The organism is Methanothrix sp. (assembly GCF_016706325.1).
Taxonomy (GTDB): domain Archaea; phylum Halobacteriota; class Methanosarcinia; order Methanotrichales; family Methanotrichaceae; genus Methanothrix.
Genome location: NZ_JADJJX010000002.1, coordinates 253,843 through 273,745 on the forward strand (window position 1 = coordinate 253,843; position 19,903 = coordinate 273,745).

Annotated in this window: 17 protein-coding genes and 1 pseudogene; 12 read left to right on the forward strand and 6 right to left on the reverse strand. The window is 54.2% G+C overall.

The features are described 5' to 3' along the window. Positions 1-105 precede the first annotated feature (105 nt). The 3 genes from serA to IPI63_RS10895 form a co-directional block, all read right to left on the reverse strand. The gene (serA, locus tag IPI63_RS10885) at positions 106-1,683 is read right to left on the reverse strand and encodes a phosphoglycerate dehydrogenase (RefSeq protein ID WP_214080017.1); all 1,578 of its coding nucleotides are present in this window, start codon (positions 1,681-1,683) and stop codon (positions 106-108) included. 290 nt (positions 1,684-1,973) lie between these two features. After that, entirely contained in the window at positions 1,974-3,206 is a 1,233-nt protein-coding gene (locus IPI63_RS10890; protein ID WP_214064936.1) for a DUF4139 domain-containing protein, read from the reverse strand. Between the two features lie 87 nt (positions 3,207-3,293). Beyond that, positions 3,294-5,225 (reverse strand): S9 family peptidase, encoded by a 1,932-nt coding sequence (locus tag IPI63_RS10895; RefSeq protein ID WP_292478402.1) that lies wholly within the window; start codon positions 5,223-5,225, stop codon positions 3,294-3,296. A 767-nt stretch (positions 5,226-5,992) separates the two neighbouring features. Between IPI63_RS10895 and argS the strand changes: the two genes are divergently transcribed. From argS to IPI63_RS10915, 4 genes are all read left to right on the forward strand, one after another. After that, complete coding sequence (argS, locus tag IPI63_RS10900; RefSeq protein WP_292478403.1) at positions 5,993-7,675, forward strand: arginine--tRNA ligase; 1,683 nt, start codon at positions 5,993-5,995, stop codon at positions 7,673-7,675. A 398-nt stretch (positions 7,676-8,073) separates the two neighbouring features. Next, the gene (locus IPI63_RS10905) at positions 8,074-8,769 is read left to right on the forward strand and encodes a PspA/IM30 family protein (protein WP_214064940.1); all 696 of its coding nucleotides are present in this window, start codon (positions 8,074-8,076) and stop codon (positions 8,767-8,769) included. After that, a complete protein-coding gene (locus IPI63_RS10910) occupies positions 8,766-9,044 on the forward strand; it encodes a hypothetical protein (protein WP_292478404.1) in 279 nt (92 codons plus the stop codon). Before IPI63_RS10905 ends, IPI63_RS10910 begins: the two co-directional genes overlap by 4 nt. Before the next feature lie 31 nt (positions 9,045-9,075). Then, positions 9,076-10,011 carry a cation diffusion facilitator family transporter gene (locus tag IPI63_RS10915; RefSeq protein WP_292478405.1) on the forward strand — a complete coding sequence of 312 codons (936 nt, stop codon included), beginning with the start codon at positions 9,076-9,078 and terminating at the stop codon, positions 10,009-10,011. Between the two features lie 103 nt (positions 10,012-10,114). Here the strand turns inward: IPI63_RS10915 and IPI63_RS10920 are convergent, their stop codons facing one another. After that, the gene (locus tag IPI63_RS10920) at positions 10,115-11,455 is read right to left on the reverse strand and encodes an NAD(P)/FAD-dependent oxidoreductase (protein WP_292478406.1); all 1,341 of its coding nucleotides are present in this window, start codon (positions 11,453-11,455) and stop codon (positions 10,115-10,117) included. Between the two features lie 346 nt (positions 11,456-11,801). On the opposite strand from IPI63_RS10920, the gene gatC reads away from it, so the two are divergent. The 6 genes from gatC (at position 11,802) to IPI63_RS10950 (ending at position 17,301) form a co-directional block, all read left to right on the forward strand. Continuing rightward, positions 11,802-12,083 (forward strand): Asp-tRNA(Asn)/Glu-tRNA(Gln) amidotransferase subunit GatC, encoded by a 282-nt coding sequence (gene gatC / locus IPI63_RS10925; protein WP_214064944.1) that lies wholly within the window; start codon positions 11,802-11,804, stop codon positions 12,081-12,083. A gap of 2 nt (positions 12,084-12,085) precedes the next feature. Continuing rightward, complete coding sequence (gene gatA / locus IPI63_RS10930) at positions 12,086-13,504, forward strand: Asp-tRNA(Asn)/Glu-tRNA(Gln) amidotransferase subunit GatA (protein ID WP_292478408.1); 1,419 nt, start codon at positions 12,086-12,088, stop codon at positions 13,502-13,504. Then, complete coding sequence (gene gatB, locus IPI63_RS10935) at positions 13,505-14,920, forward strand: Asp-tRNA(Asn)/Glu-tRNA(Gln) amidotransferase subunit GatB (RefSeq protein ID WP_292478409.1); 1,416 nt, start codon at positions 13,505-13,507, stop codon at positions 14,918-14,920. 63 nt (positions 14,921-14,983) lie between these two features. Next, positions 14,984-15,319 carry a heavy-metal-associated domain-containing protein gene (locus IPI63_RS10940; RefSeq protein WP_292478411.1) on the forward strand — a complete coding sequence of 112 codons (336 nt, stop codon included), beginning with the start codon at positions 14,984-14,986 and terminating at the stop codon, positions 15,317-15,319. A 240-nt stretch (positions 15,320-15,559) separates the two neighbouring features. Further along, positions 15,560-15,757, forward strand: a complete 198-nt coding sequence (locus IPI63_RS10945) for a hypothetical protein (RefSeq protein ID WP_214064946.1) — start codon at positions 15,560-15,562, stop codon at positions 15,755-15,757. 764 nt (positions 15,758-16,521) lie between these two features. Continuing rightward, positions 16,522-17,301 carry an ABC transporter permease gene (locus IPI63_RS10950; RefSeq protein ID WP_292478412.1) on the forward strand — a complete coding sequence of 260 codons (780 nt, stop codon included), beginning with the start codon at positions 16,522-16,524 and terminating at the stop codon, positions 17,299-17,301. A gap of 95 nt (positions 17,302-17,396) precedes the next feature. On the opposite strand, the pseudogene IPI63_RS13015 reads toward IPI63_RS10950, so the two are convergent. Next, positions 17,397-17,818 (reverse strand): annotated as a pseudogene (locus IPI63_RS13015) (restriction endonuclease); the annotation flags it as partial. 481 nt (positions 17,819-18,299) lie between these two features. Continuing rightward, positions 18,300-18,593 (reverse strand): ribbon-helix-helix domain-containing protein, encoded by a 294-nt coding sequence (locus IPI63_RS10965; protein ID WP_292478416.1) that lies wholly within the window; start codon positions 18,591-18,593, stop codon positions 18,300-18,302. A gap of 319 nt (positions 18,594-18,912) precedes the next feature. Between IPI63_RS10965 and IPI63_RS10970 the strand changes: the two genes are divergently transcribed. Continuing rightward, entirely contained in the window at positions 18,913-19,089 is a 177-nt protein-coding gene (locus IPI63_RS10970) for a hypothetical protein (RefSeq protein WP_214064948.1), read from the forward strand. Positions 19,090-19,094: 5 nt separating this feature from the next. After that, positions 19,095-19,391, forward strand: coding sequence for a type II toxin-antitoxin system RelE/ParE family toxin (locus IPI63_RS10975; protein ID WP_214064949.1), 297 nt, complete (start codon positions 19,095-19,097; stop codon positions 19,389-19,391). Positions 19,392-19,903: the final 512 nt, after the last annotated feature.

Consider the following 19,903-nt stretch of genomic DNA (forward strand, 5'->3'; position numbering starts at 1 on the left):
AGAAGCGTTCGCCCTCAATAAGAGACGGGGAGAGAGCTTGCACTCTCCTCAGGCTTTTCCCGCCGGGCTCAGCAGCCCTCTGCTGCCCAGCACTCCAAAGCCGGATTACAGCTCCACCATCTTGGCGCTCTTCACCCCAGGGACCTGCAGGAGCCTTTTCATGATATCATCGGGTACCATCTGATCGACGCTCAATACCATAAGCTGTGGCTGGCCCTCATCCATGCGCCCCACATGCATTGAGCCGATGTTGATATTGCCCTCGCCCAGGACAACGCAGCAGGGGCCGATGATATTCGGCTTGTCATCGATGACGGCTATCACCATATCGCCCTCAGTGGGAATAAAGGTCCGGTAGGCATCAAACTGCACAATACGCTTCTCCTTGTTTCCGGTGACCGTCCCCTGAACCATATTGATAACCCCTTTCTTTCCCAGCCTCATGGTTATGGCATTGCTGTATCCATTGACCGACTCGGTCTTGCTCTCCAGCAGCTTTACGCCCATATCCTTCAGTATCCTTGAGGCATTGACGAAGTTGACGCTATCTGCTCCCATCAGGCACTCCAGCAGGCCTTTAATGGCGGAGATGGTCACCGGCCTGGTATCCTTCTCAGCAAGGGTTCCGCTGTAGATCATCTCCAGGCTCTCAAAGCCGCTGCCCACCATCTGCCCGAGCAGAGAGCCCATCCTTTCGGCCAGCACCATATAGGGCTCCATGACCGCCAGGGCCTCAGGGGATATGGCAGGCATATTGATGGCATTGGTGGGCAGTCCGCCTCTGGCTATGGCCAGGATCTGGTCCGCTACCGCCAAGGCGACATTGATCTGGGCCTCAGCAGTGGAAGCTCCCAGATGAGGAGTGGCTATGATCCCGTTCTGCTCCAGCAGGGGATTGCCGGTTGGCGGCTCCTTGGTGAAGACATCGACTGCTGCCCCGGCGACCTTTCCCTCGGCCACTGCACGGGCCAAGGCAGCCTCGTTGATGATCCCTCCCCGGGCGCAGTTCACTATCCGCACCCCGTCCTTCATTATCTTGAACTCATCCTCGTCGATCAGGTTGCGGGTCTCATTGGTCAGGGGAGTATGGACGGTGATGAAGTCAGCCTCTCGCAGAACTGTCTCCAAGGGGGCTAGAGTCAGTCCCATGTGCTGAGCCTTCTCCTCAGTCACAAATGGGTCATAGGCCAGGATCTGCATTCCAAAGGACTTCATGCGAGAGGCAACCTCTGCCCCCACTCTGCCCAGCCCGACGATGCCCAGGGTCTTATTGAAGAACTCGACGCCCGTATACTTCTTCCGGTTCCACTCCCCCTGGCGCAGAGCGGAGTTGGCCTGGGGGATGTTCCTGGCCAGTGCCAGCATCATGGCAATGGTGTGCTCGGCTGCGGAGATGGTGTTTCCACCCGGTGTATTGAGAACGATGATCCCCTTCTTCGTCGCTGCCTCTACATCCACATTGTCTATGCCCACGCCCGCTCTGCCTATAACCCTGAGCCTCCCGGCGGCATTGATGACATCTGCTGTCACCTTGGTTCCGCTGCGGATGACCAGGGCATCGTACTCTCCGATCTTCTGGATGAGCTCCTCCGGGGAGAGGTTGGTGATGACATCGACATCTGCACCAGTCTGCAGTCTCTTCACGCCTTCCTCTGCTAAAGAATCGCTGACAAGAACCTTCATGAATATTCCTTCTTTCCGGCCTAAAGACCTACAAGCATTTTATCCTTTCGAGAGCATACCTTCTGAGGATATTGGACCAAATCGGCCGCTGGATTGAGCCCTCATACTGCGAATGCCTGCAAACTACATATCAGCCCCCCCGGCCTTCGATACAATCCCTGAATCCTCAGAGAAGAGCTTCATCTCTGTCGTTCAGCTTCTGCAACTAACTCACTTGCAATAGACAAAAAAGGGGATGAAGGCCTCGAAAAAGGAGAGGTCTAAGAGAGGCCTGCAGCCGAATTGTGTCCTTATGCCTCCTTGAGGCTCTCCGTCGTCTTCACCTGGTAGGCATAGTTGATCTCCGTCTCCTGGCGGGGCGACAGATCCAGCTTCCACTTCAAAGTGGTGGCTGTTCTCTCATCCGGCTGGGGCGAGATCGAGACCACCACCGCCTCCTGGGGTACGTAATCGATCGCCTCCAAAGTCGCCGCCCTGTCCAGATTGCTCTTGATCTTCAATCGGTAGCTCCAGGTCTGGATGATCTCTTTGACAGTGCGGTTCCCCTCCGGAGAGCCGACCGCCCTGATCTCCTCCGTCTTATTGTAGTCGGAGAGCTTTCGCTCCAGCTTCAGATCGGCAGAGGTTCCAACCACAATGGAGGCATTGGTGCCCGCCGGGGTGTAAGGCATCTGGATGGTGGAGACGTACTCGCCATTCCGGTAGAGCATAGCCCTCCCCTCCGGCCAGGGGCTCTTTTGGGTGTTGTTCACCCGGATCTCCTCATCCGCCGGGCCTTCAGGCTGCCAGCTGGCATCCCAGGTGTAGATCCTCACCAGCGGAGAATCCTCTTCGAAGAGGGGAAAGCCGATCTCCTTGTTCATAGCTAGATCCTTCCGTCCCTCCAGCTCGAAGATATAGAGAGTCTCCAGTTCTCCCGTGGACGGAAGATCCCCGGCGGCTTTAGCCTCAAACGCCCCCTTCATGACATAACTGGCACCTTCAGCATTGGCAGCAGCCCTGGGGGCGGGATAGACGGTCACATCCGAAGATAAGCCGGCCACCAGCTTGAGGCGCACGTTCTTCAGATCCTCTCCACCCTGGTTGCTCACCACGGCATTGGACTTCACCAGCACCCGATCCTCTGAAAGGTGCAGATCGTATATGGGCTTCCAGGCAGCAGAGCGGTACATGAGATAGCTCAGATCGAATCTCTGCGATCCAGGGGAGGATATGTTCAGTGTATAGATGGGATCGGCCTCATAGACCACCCTCTCGATGCTGGCATTGCTCACAGAGAGGAGAACTGAGCTCTGATCGGCCTTATCCGGCACATTCACCACGAACTTGTGGGCACCCTCAGTCACATCCAACAACCCTGTCCTCTTGACTGTCATCAGGCCATCAGGATAGATGGTGACGGAGTCCACAGGAAGGGTGATGGCGGTTGTGGCCTCGACAGAGGAGCCATCGGCTGCTGCCAGGGCGGCTGGCAGACAGAGAGATGGCAGCATAAGCAGCAGGAGCGCTGCAATGGATTTCAAGTTTGACACCTCCTTATAAAATTGTGTCTCATTGCTATTATAGCTTATCAACGATAGAGAAAAAGAGATGTTTGAAGATATGAGCCGCTAGTAGTTCTCTATCGGCACTGGCTCTATGCTGTCAGCAGTCTGAAAGCGGAAGACCCGGGAGTAGAAATACAGCTCCGCATCCAGGGCCCTTTTGATGTTCTCTGCCCTCCTGAAGCCATGCTGCTCCCCCTCGAACTCGACTAAGGCAGTGGGCAGGCCCCGGGCTCGCAGGGCATCGAACATCATCCTGGCCTGATTGGGGGGGACGATCCTGTCCTCAGTCCCCTGGAAGAAGATCACCGGGCAGGAGAGCTTCTCCGGGAAGTGGATGGGAGAGCGATCCCGGTAGATATCGCGACGCTCGGGGTATGGGCCCACCAGGCCATCCAGATATCGCGATTCAAACTTATGGGTCTCCCGGGCGAGAACCTCCAGGTCGCTCACCCCATAGTAGCTTGCCCCGGCCTGGAAGGTACTGCGAAAGGCAAGAGCGGCCAGGGTGGTGTACCCGCCGGCACTCCCGCCGCGGATGATCAGGCGTTCGGAATCTACATCGCCCCTTTCTGCCAGAAAGGCGGCTCCATTTGCGCAGTCATCGACATCAACTATCCCCCATTTGCCCTTGAGGCGCTCTCGATAAGCCCTGCCATAGCCGGTGCTGCCGCCGTAGTTCACATCAAGCACTGCAATACCCCTGCTGGTCCAGTGCTGGATCATCAGGTTAAGGGCGCTGGAGGCTGCTCCTGTGGGGCCGCCGTGGCTGATTACCAGCAATGGTGGCCGCTCGCCGGGAGGGGCCTGGAAATCAGCATTCTTCGGCCGGTAGAAGAAGGCATGAGCCAATAGGCCGCCCCCGGTGGGGTAGTCTATCGCCTCCGGCCGGGAGATGTATCCCCGGTCGACATCCACCCGCCCCGAGCGGCGCAGCACTTCGATCTCGCCTGATGAGAGATCAAGCTTCACCACCGAGGTGGCCAGATCGGGAGAGCCGGCGATGAAGAGGGCATGATCCCGGCAGGCCTCAAGATAGGAGATCTCAGTGAAGGGCGTCTTTATTGGGTCGATCTTCAGGCAGGATGCGTCCAGGCGGGCCAGCTTCCAGATTCCGTCCTGAGCATAGGTGCAGATGATGCGGTCAGGGGTGAGAAAGGCATAAGTGGAAAAGCCGAATCGCCACTGGGGCCTGGACAGCTCCGCCTGGATATCGGTGAGGGCTAGGGCGTGGCCGTCCTGCCAGCAGTAGAGGTTGGACCAGCCCGTCCGGTCGGAGACGAAGTGAAGGACGCCGTCAGGCGACCACTGCGGCTGGAATATGGACTCTTCGGACCCTCCGGCCACCCTTTCCACGGCGCCCAGTGAGCCGTCCTTCTCCAGCTCGCCCGTCCACAGCTCAGTCCCATCCCAGGGCATCTGGGGATGATTCCAGGCCAGCCAGGCCAGCCTTCTTCCGTCCGGGCTGATGCGGGGAGAGGAGTAGAAGTCATATCCCTTTGCCAGGACCTGCATCTCCACCTCGCCATCCAGATCGATGGCCACAATGGTATTGAGAGCCTCTCTGCCCGGCAGGCGGTGATCCTCGCAGACGCATATGATGCGGCTGCAGCGGGCATCGATCACCCCGTCGGCATATCGGCGCCCGCCGGCGGGGGTGATGGGGCAGGGGGCCGAGCCCTGGTCAAGGCGGTAGAGCCGTTGATCGGCGAAGTTGGAGAAGATGAGAGTGCGAGCAAAGACCGTGTATGCCCCTCCGCCGTACTCATGCACCCGGGTCCTGGCATTGAGGGGGGCGGGTGTAATATCCTCTACCTCCTTTCCAGGGCTCTTTCTCACGATGACATATCTTCCACCCTCTGTAGGGCGCGATTCGATCCAGTAGATGTCCTGGCCATCATAAGCGACCTCTTCCAGGCCTATTGTCTCGGATGCGATCATATCAGAGGTGATGGGCGACTTCCATGAGCCATATGGGGCGAGCTTTTGCATGGACATCCTTTTTGCTTTTTTGTTTTGAATTGTGCAGAAGCCGTGGCCCCAATAGTTAAGTTTATAATTCATTTCCGGAGTCCATTTTTTTTCCAGTCTTGAACTTTTATGAATGTCCCATCGAAGTGCCCGAGATTTTCCTTGTGAGAATGTAGCGCAGGACCCTTTATTTAATACACAAACTATCAAGAATTCTGCCATCAGGTTTGCTGAACGGCCAAATGGAACAGGATTTAAGTTTGTCAGCGTCTTCACCTGTATGGTATGCATTTTATTAGCATCTTGGCTGTAGATAACTAAATCAATCCCCTTAGCATTTCTGCTGGTTGGCAGGCAATTCCAACCTTCTCTTGAGAGTACATAGCAGACATAGAAAAGACCAATATTTCCTACAAGCTGGTTCGGCAATTTTGGCAAGAGTTCATCATGCATAATTTTAGCTCCTTTGGCACTAAAGCCCGTTCAATATACATAGTTATAGGAAAGTTAAATCAGTGACCAATCTGATATCCTTCTCAGGATGATTGCCGCCATTAAGATTATTTTAAGCAGAAGGATTCGATCCAGCATATGGAGGCCTCATGGCCCTGATTTTGCCATATAGGATAATTATCTCTTTGCCAGTTCCAAGCGACGATTCATCCCATATGAATAAATCTTCTATAAATACAATTCTATGTTAAATATCCCATTAGAGGCTCTATATGCCCGCCAACGTAATCCTTATATCGATTCATCCTTTCTCTGAACTCAGATCTAATCATGGTGTTCACATGTTTCTTGATTTTATGAGCGAGGTCGAGGGCCTGCTGAAAGGCGCCCTCGATCGCTGCGGCTTCAATGTAGAGGAGGGCATAAACAGCCTGGGGCTTGATCTCTGCCCTCAGGCCGACCTGGCCTCTTCCGTCGCCTTCCGCCTGGCACCGGTGTTGAAAAAGAGCCCGGCTGCCATAGCAGAAGAGATCTATCAGGCGATCTGCTCAGAATACTGCAACGTGGAAAAAGTGGAGATTGCCGGCCCCTACCTGAACTTCTTCATGAACCAGAAGTTCCTGCACACGGTCTTGGAGCAGGCCCTGGCCGATGACGCCTGGACTGGGAGGATGAGAGAGAGGGTGATAGTGGAGCACACCTCCGCCAACCCAAACGGACCGCTCCATGTGGGCCATATCAGAAACTCAGTGATCGGCGATACCCTGGTCAGAATACTCCGCCGGGCGGGCTGCACCGTCGACGCCCAGTACTACATCAACGATATGGGCCGGCAGGAGGCGATGGTGGTGGTGGGCTGCGATCACTTCCAGCTCGATGATAGCAAAGCCGATCATGCCACCGCCCGGGTCTACATCGCTGCCAATAAGGAGATGGAGACGAACCCCGCCATCCGGGAGGAGGCTGACCGGGTGATCCAGCTCTATGAGGCAGGAGATCCAAAGATCACCGCCAAGATCCAGTCTGCCGTCCGCTATGCCATCAGCGGAATTGAGGAGACCCTCGAGAGGATGAACATCCGTCACGACAACTACCACTGGGAGTCGGAGTTCGTGCGGGATGGCAGTGTGGCCGAGATCCTGAAGCGGCTGGAGAAGACCGGCCTGGTGGCCTGGGAGGAGGGATCGCTTCAGCTGGATCTGAGCGAATACGGTTTTAAGAAGAAGTTGGTCTTGAAGAGGGGCGATGGAACCACACTGTACATCACCCGCGATCTGGCCTATCACCGCTGGAAGTCGGCCCACTCCGATCGTGTGGTGAACATCCTTGGAGCGGACCATAAACTGATCTCCGGACAGCTCAAGGCTGCCCTTCGCCTGCTGGGAATCCGCGAGCCGGAGGTGGTGATATTCGAGTTCGTATCCCTGCCCACCGGCTCCATGAGCACCCGCAAGGGAAAGTTCATCTCCGCAGACGAGCTGCTGGATGAGGTGGAGAAGCAGGCCTTCCTTGAGGTCAAAGCCCGCCGGCCGGATGAGAGCGAGGAGTTTTTGAAGGAGGTGGGCCGGCAGGTCTCCAGTGGCGCAGTGCGCTACGATGTGGTTCGTGTCTCCGCGGACAAGGCCACCACCTTCGACTGGAAACAGGCCCTGGACTTCGAGAAGCTATCTGCCCCCTTCATCCAGTACTCTCATGCCCGCGCCTGTAGCATCCTGCGCAAAGCGGATTTGAAAGAAGAGCTCCAGATCGATCTGCTGACCAGCGAGTACGAGGTCGCCCTGATCAAGAAGATCGCCCAGTTCGACCTGGTCATCGACAGAGCAGCGCGGGAGCTGAAGCCCCATCAACTGGCCACCTATGCCCGTGAACTGGCAGAGAGCTTCAATCTCTTCTATCGCTACAGCCCGGTGCTGGATGCCGCCCCTGAACTCCGGGATGCCAGGCTGGCTCTGGTCAGGGGGGCCAGAAATGCTCTGCGAGCCACCCTGGAGACCCTGGGAATATCCCCTCTGGAGAGCATGTAAGGCTCACTGAGCCGGTCTTGGGCCGGGGGGGGGGGGGGGGGGGGCACCGGTGCTATGAGAGGCGGCTCAGGATCACAGGTGTGTTTTGAATTGGGCTTGCTTCTTTGTTTTTTTATGATCTTCAAATCATCCGTGCTCGGATGACAAAGAGGGACAAAAGCAGAGTCAATATGATCTTTTTCATCTATTCACCTCCAGGTTCAATTCCGTCTCATCGTAGTTCATCCTTTTCCTCAATCCAGCCTCATACTATGCTCAGATGTTCAATTGCCCCACCTTGTGCACAGATGGCATCATACGCACAATAGCCTATAAATATCAAAAATAACATAAGTATGCGCAATTTGCATTCAATCATAAAAACAATGGAGAAGAGATAGACTGAATGGAGAATTGATATGGGTTTCTTAGATCGGATGAGCACTGTCGTGCAGGCGAAGATGAATAAGATCATGAACAGGATCGAGGATCCCAGAGAGGTCCTCGATGTCTCTTATGAAAAGCAGCTACAACTGCTGCAGAATGTCAAGAGAGGAGTGGCAGAGGTTGCCACCTCCAAGAAGAGGCTTGAGCTGCAGAAGGCCAAGCTGCAGATGAGCATCGATAAGCTTGACGGCCAGGCCAAGGAGGCCATCTCCGCCAACCGGGAGGACCTGGCGCGAAAGGCCCTGGAGAGCAAGGCCATGATGCAGGCCCAGTCAAATGCCCTGGACAGGGAGATCGCTGAGCTAAACAATCAGCAGCAGAAGCTGCAGGCTGCTGAGAGCCGTCTGGCCACCAAGGTGGAGGCCTTTCGCACCAAGAAGGAGACCATCAAGGCCCAGTACTCAGCCGCCGATGCTCAGGTCAAGATCACCGAGTCCGTCACCGGCATCAGCGAGGAGATGGCAGATGTGGGGCTGGCAGTTCAAAGGGCAGAAGAGAAGACTGAGGATATGAAGGCCCGCTCAGCCGCTCTGGATGAACTCCTGGAGTCCGGGACCCTCACCGATTACTCGGGTGGAGATGAGATCGAGGCGGAGCTGGCGCGGGTCAAGGCCAAGAACACAGTGGATGAGGAGCTGGCCAGATTGAAGGCGGAGATGAACAAATGATCATCAGAATCCTGGGAGAGGGTCAGTTCAGCTTGGATGAGAGCCGTCTGGGCGAGCTGAACATTATAGACAACAGGATCGTGGATCACGTGACGAGAGGCGATCAGGATGGCTACAGGAAAGATCTGGCCAGGATGATCGCCATGGTAAAAGAGCTGGGGAACCTGATCAGCGATGAGGAGATCGTCCCCTCGGACATCATAATCCCGCCCGCGGATCTCTCCTTTGAGGAGGCAAAGGATATCTTCTGCCATGATGGGCTGATTGAGGGCTAAAAGAGCCTGCTCGCATCCGGATGATCAAAGGATGAAGAACCACGAGATCAAGACAGTCGAGCGGCGGTTTCTCTTCGCCATCCTCCTCACCCTTGTCATCCTCATAGTGGAGCTTGTAGGCAGTTGGTGGACAGACAGCCTGGCCCTGCTCTCCGATGCCGCTCATGTCTTCCTGGACATATTCGCCATCGGCCTCAGCTGGCTGGCCATCCGCCTCTCGACCATGCCGGCGAACGAGCGCTATAGCTATGGTTTTCACCGTTTTGAGGTGATAGCCTCTCTGGCCAACGGACTGACCCTGGGATTCGTCTCCCTGGGGATACTGGTGGAGGCCTACCACAGGCTCTCAGAGCCAGCAGCAGTCAAAGGGCTGGACCTTCTCCTCCTGGCCATCTTCGGCCTGGCAGTCAACCTGATTGTGGCCTATATCCTGGGAGGCGGCCACCTCCACCGCCATGATCACCAATCCCATTCTGAGGACCTGAATATCAGGTCAGCGAGGCTCCATGTGCTGGGAGATGCTGCCGCCTCCCTGGGAGTGATCGTCGCTGGAATTGTCATCTGGCAGACAGGCTGGACCCAGGCCGACCCCATAGCCAGCATAATCATCAGCCTGATAATATTCATCAGCTCCTACCGGCTGATCAGAGACTCGCTCCGCATCATGATGGAAGGTGTTCCGGCATATATCAACCTGGAGGATGTATCCCGGGCCATCGGCAGTGTTCCCGGTGTGCTCCAGGTCCATGACCTGCATGTCTGGGGGGTATGCTCTGCTCACACCATCCTCAGCGCCCACGTAGTGATCAAGGACCAGATGCTCTCTTCGGGGGAGAGGATATTGGAGGGGATCAGAGAAAATCTCCATGAGCTCTTCGGAATTGAGCATACCACCATCCAGCTTGAGTGTGAGAGCTGCGGGCAGGGGAGCGTATCCAGGGCTTCTCTCGCCGAAGGTGAAAGATGAAGCAAGCACAGATAATGCCTAGATAATGCCTAGATAATGCTTGAGGGCTGAGAGGCTGCTGGCGGGGGCTGCATGGATGTGCCCCCAGCTGATCCTACTGATTCTAATGCAGCGCTCCGTCCGATCTCATGAGATCAAGACATCTGAGAACGGAGTAAGCTGAGCGGTTGACCCCGGCGCTCCTCTTCTCGGTGTCAGTTCCCACGCAATAGAGGTTCTTCACCGGGGTTCTCACATCCCCGAAGCCCAGGTTCAAGCCCCAGGATGCTTTCTCCGGTATAAGCTCCTGGTAGTGAATCATATCTATATAATCCTCTATATTCGGGACCTTCTGGATGATGGACTGGAAGGCCTTCCTCTTCATCTCCTGTATATCGTACTCCCCATCCAGGGTGAATGCTATGCCCACGAGCTGATTGCCCCTTGGGGCCAATGTGGGATCATAGTTGGTGGTCGGAACCACCCAGGCATATGGGTCTGAGTCCACCCACATCTCAGAGCCGTATTTGGGAAATAGCCTTCTGGTCAGGCCCAGCCATATGGTCAGGGACCTGACCTTCTTGATCGTGGAGAGGTTCTCAGTGTATTCCGCAGGCAGGCCGTCGACCAGAACGGGCAGCTTGGAGGAGAAGCCCGAGTACACCACCATATCGCATTCATAGCTATCCCGATTGCTGATAACCCGATCCGCCCGGACAACCTGATCTCCTCTCCTGGCTCCGTCGATCTTCAAGACCCTCTCATTTGTGATTATCTTCACCCTTCCCTCGGGGAATGAGGAGATGATGGAGTTGATTATTGATTGGAGCCCGCCCTTCGGATAGCCCTGATCCTTGGCTCCCTCGGTTATGAACAGATCGTACAGCTTTCCCACGTAGGGCACAGAATGGGTATTGTGAATCTTGTTGTCTATGAACCGGGAGATGGGAGCATTATCTGCTGATGTGCCCACCATGAAGTAGCATAGCCAGTCCAAAAATCTCCTGGTGGTGCTGGATAGATCATTGGGAAGAACGGCAGATAGGGGTATATTGGAGAAGTCCTTGCCCGAGTGCAGGAGATAGAGGGTATTGAAGAGCGCCCTCATCAAGAGCAGCCTGTCTGTCATGGGAATCAGGCTGAATGTCAGCCAGGAGTTGATGCTCCAGGGAAAGGGTTTGATCTCATCGCCCATTCGCACATAGTACTTTCCAAAGGGGACAAACTGAGGGACTACGCTGAAGTACCTGTCCATCAGCACCTTTAAGGGGCCGCTTTTCAGCCTGGTTATGGCATGAGGGCCGGTATCCAGGCGGTAGCCGTCCACCTCATAAGATCTGCAGACTCCGCCAATATGGTCCTCCTTCTCCAAGATCAGTACGTTCTTCCCTTCCCGGGAGAGAGCGAGTGCTGTCAACAAGCCGCTGATCCCTGAGCCTACGACCACAACATCATTCTTTTTCATAGATCATTATCCAATTTTTAATATCGCCTTCCACCTTATTGTATCAGTATGCTTAAGCCTTTTGGCCCGCTGGCAGGTTTCAGTGCAGGTCTCAGGCCGTCTTGGGCCGTCACAGGCCGCGGATCGCCTGGTGCAGGCAAAGCTGAGGAGGAAGATCGCATTTTTTCTGGAGATCGCAGGACTGGCAAAAAGAGCATTTATATCCAATAAGGTGATCTTTGGCCTGAAGGGATGGAATAGAGAAGAGATGGCATAGCGATCCGGCCTTCATAGGCAGTTCGTATCACTCTAAAACGAGAATCAAGATTCAGATGGAGAATCTAACGGGTTTAATGCGTGGGATAACATGATCACCAGGGAAGATGTGGAACACATAGGCTGGCTTGCCAGCATCAAGATCGAAGAGGAGGAGAAGGATGAGTTGGTGGAACAGTTCAATACCATTCTGGATTTCTTCCATCAACTGGATATGGTGGACACAGAGGGAGTGGAGCCCACTTACCGGGCGGTTGACCTTGTCAACATCTTCAGAGAGGATGTGGTAAGAGCCTCTCTCACCCAGGAAGAAGCACTTGCCAATGCGCCGCGACGGGAGAATGGCTACTTCAAGAGCCCGAGGATAGTGTGATCATGCTCTCCGATCTGAAGGAAAGCCTGCTGGCCGGTTCGGCGGAGGAGTATCTCGCCCGGCTTTATGAGAGGATAGAGAAAAGTAAGCTCAATGCCTTCACCACTCTGGCCAAAGAGAGGGCTTTGCAGGAGGCAAGAAGCTTTGATAAAGAGCCGGGCAACGGTCTCCTGGCTGGAGTTCCCATCGCCATCAAGGATTGCATATCCACCAAGGGAATCGAGACCAACTGCAGCTCCAGGATCCTGCAGGGATACATCCCCCCCTTTGATGCCCATGTGATCGAGAGGCTGAAGGCAGAGGGAGCGATAATCATGGGGAAGACCAATATGGATGAGTTCGCCATGGGGACCTCCACTGAGAGCAGCGCCTTCGGCCCAACCAGAAACCCCTGGGACATCGATTGCGTTCCGGGCGGCTCCAGCGGGGGGAGCGCAGCCTGTGTCGCTGGCGGCGAGGCCCCCTGTTCTCTGGGCTCGGATACAGGCGGCTCAGTGCGCGGCCCGGCATCGTTCTGCGGCATAGTCGGCCTGAAGCCCACTTACGGCCTCGTCTCCCGCTATGGCCTCGTGGCCTATGCCAACTCCTTAGAGCAGATCGGTCCTCTGACCCATACAGTAAGTGATACCGCTCTCCTCCTGGAAATCATCGCCGGCTATGACTGGCGGGACTCCACCTCCGCTGAGAAGGGAAGCCTCCTGCCGGACCGGGACCGGGAGGTCTCCGGCCTGAGGATCGGCATACCAAAGGAGTACTTTGGTGAAGGGGTAGATCCAGATGTAGAGAGAGCGGTCTGGGATGCCGTATCCGTCCTGGAGAGCCTGGGAGCGAGCTGGCAGGAGTTGAGCCTTCCTCATACCCAATATGCCCTGGCTGCCTTTTATATAATCGCCATGTGCGAGGCCTCATCCAATCTGGCCCGCTTTGACGGCCTGCGCTATGGCCTTCGCCTGGCAGGAGAGGACAGCGACTGGCATACCACCTCCTCTGAGATTCGCAGCAAGGGCTTCGGCCCGGAGGTGAAAAGGCGCATAATCCTGGGAACCTATGCCCTCTCCGCAGGCTACTACGGCCGCCACTATCTCAAGGCCCTGAAGGTGAGGACACTGATCAAAGAGGATTTTCTGCAGGCCTTCAAACAGGTCGATCTCCTCGTCAGCCCGACCATGCCCACCCCCGCCTTCAGGATCGGCGAGCGCATAAACGATCCCCTCTCCCTTTATAAAGCAGATATGTTCACTGTGCCCATCAATCTGGCGGGGCTGCCGGCCATATCCCTGCCCTGCGGGTTTGCCGGCAGGCTGCCCATAGGCCTGCAGCTCATCGGACCCCACTTCGGCGAGAGGGCCATCCTGCAGGCGGCACAGGCCTATGAGGAGGCGACACCATTTCATCAGAGGAAGCCAGAGGAGGTGGTCTAGATGGATGATGTCATCATCGGCCTGGAGATTCATGTCCAGCTCAACCGGCTGGAGTCGAAGATGTTTTGCGGCTGCTCGACCAAGTATCATAACTCCCCACCAAATACCCATACCTGTCCGGTCTGCCTGGGCCTGCCCGGATCGCTGCCGGTGATCAACCGCAAGGCAGTGGAGAGCGGCATTAAGGTGGGATTGGCTCTGAACTGCCATATCGAGGAGGAGACCCTCTTCTACCGCAAGAACTACTACTATCCAGACCTTTCCAAGGGCTTCCAGATCAGCCAGTATGACTATCCTCTGGCCACCAATGGCCACATCATGATCCTGGGCGATGATGACATTGAGAGGAATATCCGCATCAACCGGGCTCATATGGAGGAGGACCCGGGGCGGCTGGTGCATGCCGGGACTATAGATCGAGCCAAGTACACCATGGTGGACTACAACCGCTGCGGCATGTCCCTTCTGGAGGTGGTGACCGAGCCCGATCTGCGTTCTCCAAAGGAGGCGCGGGCATTCCTGGATAAATTGAAGAGCATCCTCGAGTACCTGGATGTCTTCGATGGCTCACTGGAGGGGGCGATGAGGGTGGATGCCAACATCTCCCTCCGGGGTGGGGATCGCTCTGAGGTCAAGAACATCTCCGGATTCAAAGGGGTGGAGAAGGCTCTATCCTATGAGATCACCCGCCAGAGGAACCTGGCCCGGAGGAACATCAAGGTGGTGCAGGAGACCAGGCACTTCGATGAGCTGCGCAATATCACCGTCTCCATCCGGAGCAAGGTGGGAGCACATGACTATCGCTACTTCCCCGAGGCCGATCTGGTCGCTATGCGCATCGCCTCCTGGGTTCCGGCGATCAGGGATTCCCTTCCTGAGCTGCCTGATTCCAAGAGGGAGAGGTTCGTCCGCCAGTACGGTCTCACTGATGATCATGCCAAATCACTGACCACTGAGATCAAGGTGGCCGATTTCTATGAGCTTGTGGCTGCAAGGACGGCACCGAAGATGGCAGCAGTCTGGATCGCCGATGTCCTCAAGGGGGAGCTGAACTACCGCAATCTGGGGATAGAGAGCTTCGATCCCGAGCACATGGTACAGATTGTGCAACTGCTGGAAGGGGATGAGATAACCGAGCACAGTGCAGTGGCAGTCATCCGCGACCTCCTGGACAAGAAGGGCAGCTCCCCCCAGGAGATCATAACCTCCCGCGGCCTGGGGAAGGCAGAGGATGATGTGGTCGAAAAAGCAGTGGCAGAAGCAGTGGCGGAGTGCAGTGCGGCCGTTGCAGACTACAGAGCGGGAAGTGAGAGGGCTTTGAACTATATTGTGGGGCAGGTGATGAAGAAGACCCGGGGGAAGGCCAGTCCGGGTGAGGTACATGACCTGGTCCGGGCCCGGGTGGAGAGGCTCTAGAGGGGATGGCAAAAGAAGGATAAAAGGAGACGGAAAACCCTCCTTTGCCATGCTCTCTCCTTGGTGAGGCCTAAGCATAACGATTTAACACAAAGGATTAAGGGCACAAGGGCAGAAGAGGGATATCGTCTCCGGCCAGCCCATAAGAGGGCAGCGAAGAGACCGAAAAAGGTAGGATTGGATATGTCTGGAAACAAGAGGATCGAGCTGAAGATCTCTGGGATGGCCTGCGGCGGATGCTCGGCTGCAGTGGAAAAAGCCCTCGCCGGGCTTGATGGCGTCAGCAGCGCCAGGGTTGATTTGGGAGAGAAGACCGCTTATGTGGAGTACGACTCAGCAAGACTGTCTGAGCAGGACTTCAGGCGGGCGGTGGAGGCTGCCGGATATAAGGTCGAATGATTCAGTGATTCTCTGAGAGGATGGCTTCGCTCTGGAACTGAATCCCGGGGCGGCAGCCGCATTTTTGTAGATTCCAATCTGGAGGCTATGGATGTATTCGGCATTCGGATGCATCTCAGCTCCCAGAGTTCAGACTCCTTTTAGTTGTTAAAGCAGCAATATGCAAACTTCTCGCAATACAGCCTTAACCTGGCAATAGATAGTTACTTATATGCCGGATCGCCTAATATTGGCCTGAAAATGGGATTTCTACTGGGAATGACATTGAGTGCCGCAGGCCTCTTGCTGCTGAACAGAGTCTTCAAAGAGAGCTTGGGCTCTCAGAAGGAAAAAGAGGGCGGCAAATCCAGGAATAGAGTCATCGAGATCCATGATTATGAGATCCTGGACGACATTCAGAGCCGGGCTTCTGAGGGCTACAAAGTGAAGATAACTTGAGACTTGGGACTAATAGAATCACACTCAGCCATATTTGATTTGTTATCTGCGGCATTGCTGACGAGGCTTGGATTCTGTTTCTCAGAGCCTATAGCATGGCATGCTGCAGGTTTAGGATTAATCACTGCTTTCAGGCCGTTGTCCACTTCGCCCGAAATGCAAGCTATAAGGGATTTCTCCACAGTTGGGAGTCTATCCAGTATTATAACTGAGTCGGATAGTAGCGTAGCCCTGTACTGATAAAAGAAGATCGGGTTTTGGGAATTAAGACGTCTTCCGGTGATATATAGCCTGGGCTGAGACTTTCATAGCAGGCGAGAGCCCGCCATAGCCTGCAGCCAGCAGCGGCTGCACCACCAGATGCATAGAGAAGTGATATTTTAATGTAAAAATTCTCCGGGCGGGCTCAGGCCAAAGCTTGAACTGCGTTTAAAGAAATTCAGCCTGCTGTTATGGCTAATTTAATTCAACGCAAACTGTTTTTTAGGCGCTGCGAGTCGGGCCTCCGCCCCTCCCGCGGGGCCTTGACCTCTTAAGGAACAGCAGACATATATGCATTCCAACCCAGCGCCTCTATGGCCTCAGCGACAACAGACTTCATAATCCATAGCCATTGATTACTCTCTTTCCTAAAATCAACAAGAACACTTGCTTTATATTTTGGAATGGGCTATCCGATGGGTTCTAGCTGCACCATCATATTTTTGAGAGCTTATTAGTATGAAAGATTATGGTATTGCCGTGAATAAAGATATTGAGGATGAATGAATCTGAATAGAATTAATCTGAATAATTTGCGGGTTGGAGCAGAGGGGGCTTATGCCATCCTCTGGTCCGACATGGTGGCATTGCGGCGCTGCCTCCTCAACTACCTGATAGCGACAGTGGTTGCCCCCCTGCTTTACATCGCTGCCTTTGTCTTCGGTTTGGGCAGGGATATCCAGATGGACGGCCAAAGCTACCTGCAGTTCGTGATACCGGGAATTATCGCTATGACAGCCATGAACAGCAGCTTCAACGGGGCTGGAACCAGGCTGGTCATAGATCAGATCCACTGGAGGAGCTTCGATGAGGTTCTCATGGCTCCCATCGGCCAGGTCTGGCTGCTCCTCGGCAAGGCATTGATCGGTGTTCTGAGGGGAATGGTGAGCTCAGTGGCATTTCTCGTCATGGCCGCGATCATGAGTCCCGGCTTTCATATCGAACCCCTCTTCTTCATCAGCCTTCTGCTCTGCTGTCTGATCTTCTCCTTCCTGGGAGTGCTCTCAGCCCTTTTGGCCCGCACCTATGATGATATGATAGTATTCAGCACCATCTTCATCATGCCCATGGCCTTTCTTGGCGGAACCTTCTTCTCCCTGACCTACCTTCCCCCATACTTGAAGTACGTCATCTACCTGCTGCCTCTAACACATGCAAGCATTTGCCTGCGATCCTCGCTCCTGGGGCAGACAGTTCCTGATGCCTCTCTTTTTGCCCTGGTAGCCTTCTTGACCCTCTTTTCTGGAGCATCTCTTCTGGTCTTGAGAAGGAAGGACGCCTGAGATGGGGAATAAGTCGATCGCGATATCTTCCTCATCTCATGCTGCTGCAGGATATCCCAGCACTGCTCCTCGGGATATTCCACTTCCAGGAATGGCTACAGATACTCTCGATATCTTCTCAGGATCAATATTGTCACACCAATTCCGTAGTCTATCATGAGCTCTGCAAGCTTCTCCCCGTTGATCAGAACGATCTTCTTCTCAATCCTGGTGACGTAATCCAGTGCATCCGCTGAATTGGGATGTCGTGATCAGCACACCTTTTCTGGCTTTATGCCCCTCCAGGCTGCCGGCAAAGGCCTGCACCACCTCTCTGCCACAGTTCCCTACCATCTCTTGGCCTGCAGATAGATGGCATCCAAACCGAGCCGGTCCTCTTTGATGATGCCGTCCACACCTCCATCGCCGCTTCCACCCGCTTTCCACCCTTCCACCCGCTTCCCTCCGCGTCTCCGGCGTCCTTGAGAGAGCCGCCGTAATCCATGGCCATCAACAGCTCCACCACCAGATGCTCAAAGAGGAATATTTTAATGCAAAAATTCTCCAGGCGGGCTCAGGCCAAAGTTTGAACTGCACATAAAGAAATTCAAGCCATTATTATGGCTAATTTAAATCAACGCAAGCTATTTTTTTACTGGGCGACGCGAGTTGGGCCTCCGGCCCTCCCGAGCTAGTGCCCTGGGCCCCAAGAGCGCTCGGGAAGGCTTGGATACAATCGAGGTGAGCCGTTGATGGGTGTCGATATACTGGAGATAATATTCTCCGATCGGGCTCAGTTGAACTGCAAGCTTGCTTTAAAAAGGATCGTCGCTTTGGCATTTTCAACCAGAGTAATGCTCTGAGCCTTGTGCCTGCCTGTCTTCACAATCACCCGTGGTCCCTCTATCTTTCTGGCCTCGGCATATATCTTCGAGCCGTGCAGAGCATCGCCTATATCATAATAATCCCCTATGCTTCCACCAGCCTGCCTTCCTGGCGCAGCTCTCCAGTCGCTTTCATCACCAGATCAAAATCAAGCTCAAGATCCCTTGCCGCTTCATCTGGATAGGTTTCCCTCTGGACCTGTAATAGCCCAAAATCTCTTTCTTGGCCGTCTGAAAATCGACTTCCCTGCATTTGATGATCTTGATTTCTGACAGTCTGTGCCGGATGGCGTCTCTGACAAAATCGGACTCGTTAAGGTACACGCCTGCCTCGATCAGCTCCCGGATCTGCGCTGCTTCAGCAGAGGCGATCTTAGCACCTATTGATACTGATGAAGGTTGAGGCTTTCTTTTATTCGAAGCGCCCATATGTTCTCTATGGTGAAGTCTGGTTAAAAAGGATAGCGTTCGGATCTTATACCAAGCTCAGAATTTCAACTGCAAGCTACATGCATCTTATTCGGGCAGGGTCAGGCCATCACTTAGGTGATCGGCTGAAATGAAAGGCGTTTGTATCGGCAATTGACGCATAGTATCATTTTCCCTCCTACATCCAATTGAATCAGGATACGAGGACTCTAAAATTTTACAGCATTATGGCTCGCTGCCCAGGAATACATTTAGGGATCTATAAGAAGGGACCATAAGCCGAAAAGGATATATCCGTTTCAGTTAGGATTATCTATTCATGGCAGAGGCAAAGAACCAAGAAGTCAACCATGAAGTAATCCCGGATGCAAACGATGCCGCCTTGCGGGAGTTTGAAGCGGGCCTTGCCCGAAGCATCAGTCAATACAAATCTGGTTTAGTTAAGACCTTCAAGACGAAAGAGGATTTCTTAGACCATTTGAAGAATCTTGAGTAAGCCTCATGGAATACGACTCCACGCCTGAGTTTGATGGGCAATTTTCAAAGCTCATCAGGAAGAACAGGGCGCTGGAGGTGCGACTTCTCAAGAAGATAAGGCAAATCCTTGATAATCCATCAATCGGCATCCAAAAGCGTCACCAGCTTAGACACGCTCGCGGCTCCCACGTGGATCCCTATGTAATAGTCTATGCAGTCAAAGGCGACATAATCACATTTTTATATGTAGATCATCATGATTTGGTCTATCAGAAGGCATCCGAAATCATGGCAAGATGGGAAAAGGAAATCGAGGATTAAACAATAATTTATGGAATATATGCAGAATACAATGATCTCCTTTAGCGCCTCATCCTTCAGGTCTCTGTTCTTCTTGGTCAGGCACTTGAAGTTCTAATCAAGCCGGGGCGATGAAAGCGGAATGTACGCCATAGAAATCTAAAGTTTTTCTACATGATCTATAAACTCATCTGCATTGCGAACTCGCTTCCCCAGACCGGCTCTGGTCTCATACCTGGGTTCCGGCCACTATTCTCGCATTCTCCTCTGGCGGCACCATCTTCTGTCCTGGCGAGAGCCGCCATAACCCATGGCCACCAGCAGTTCCATCACCAGATGCTCAAAGAACAGGGGCGATATTTTAATGCAAAAATTCTCCCGGCGGGCTCAGGCCAAGCTTGAACTGCACATAAAGAAATTCAAGCCGTTATTATGGCTAATTAAATCAACGCAAGCTATTTTTTTACTGGGCGACGCGAGTTGGGCCTCCGGCCCTCCCGCGCTAGTGCCCTGGGCCCCAAGAGCGCTCGGGA

What these genes read in the sequence shown, in the direction of transcription:
- serA (WP_214080017.1), bottom strand. Translation starts at nt 1,683, where the DNA reads ATGAAGGTTCTTGTCAGCGATTCTTTAGCAGAGGAAGGCGTGAAGAGA.
- IPI63_RS10895 (WP_292478402.1), bottom strand. Translation starts at nt 5,225, where the DNA reads ATGTCCATGCAAAAGCTCGCCCCATATGGCTCATGGAAGTCGCCCATC.
- argS (WP_292478403.1), top strand. Translation starts at nt 5,993, where the DNA reads ATGTTTCTTGATTTTATGAGCGAGGTCGAGGGCCTGCTGAAAGGCGCC.
- IPI63_RS10905 (WP_214064940.1), top strand. Translation starts at nt 8,074, where the DNA reads ATGGGTTTCTTAGATCGGATGAGCACTGTCGTGCAGGCGAAGATGAAT.
- IPI63_RS10910 (WP_292478404.1), top strand. Translation starts at nt 8,766, where the DNA reads ATGATCATCAGAATCCTGGGAGAGGGTCAGTTCAGCTTGGATGAGAGC.
- IPI63_RS10915 (WP_292478405.1), top strand. Translation starts at nt 9,076, where the DNA reads ATGAAGAACCACGAGATCAAGACAGTCGAGCGGCGGTTTCTCTTCGCC.
- IPI63_RS10920 (WP_292478406.1), bottom strand. Translation starts at nt 11,455, where the DNA reads ATGAAAAAGAATGATGTTGTGGTCGTAGGCTCAGGGATCAGCGGCTTG.
- gatC (WP_214064944.1), top strand. Translation starts at nt 11,802, where the DNA reads ATGATCACCAGGGAAGATGTGGAACACATAGGCTGGCTTGCCAGCATC.
- gatA (WP_292478408.1), top strand. Translation starts at nt 12,086, where the DNA reads ATGCTCTCCGATCTGAAGGAAAGCCTGCTGGCCGGTTCGGCGGAGGAG.
- gatB (WP_292478409.1), top strand. Translation starts at nt 13,505, where the DNA reads ATGGATGATGTCATCATCGGCCTGGAGATTCATGTCCAGCTCAACCGG.
- IPI63_RS10945 (WP_214064946.1), top strand. Translation starts at nt 15,560, where the DNA reads ATGGGATTTCTACTGGGAATGACATTGAGTGCCGCAGGCCTCTTGCTG.
- IPI63_RS10950 (WP_292478412.1), top strand. Translation starts at nt 16,522, where the DNA reads ATGAATCTGAATAGAATTAATCTGAATAATTTGCGGGTTGGAGCAGAG.
- IPI63_RS10965 (WP_292478416.1), bottom strand. Translation starts at nt 18,593, where the DNA reads ATGGGCGCTTCGAATAAAAGAAAGCCTCAACCTTCATCAGTATCAATA.
- IPI63_RS10970 (WP_214064948.1), top strand. Translation starts at nt 18,913, where the DNA reads ATGGCAGAGGCAAAGAACCAAGAAGTCAACCATGAAGTAATCCCGGAT.
- IPI63_RS10975 (WP_214064949.1), top strand. Translation starts at nt 19,095, where the DNA reads ATGGAATACGACTCCACGCCTGAGTTTGATGGGCAATTTTCAAAGCTC.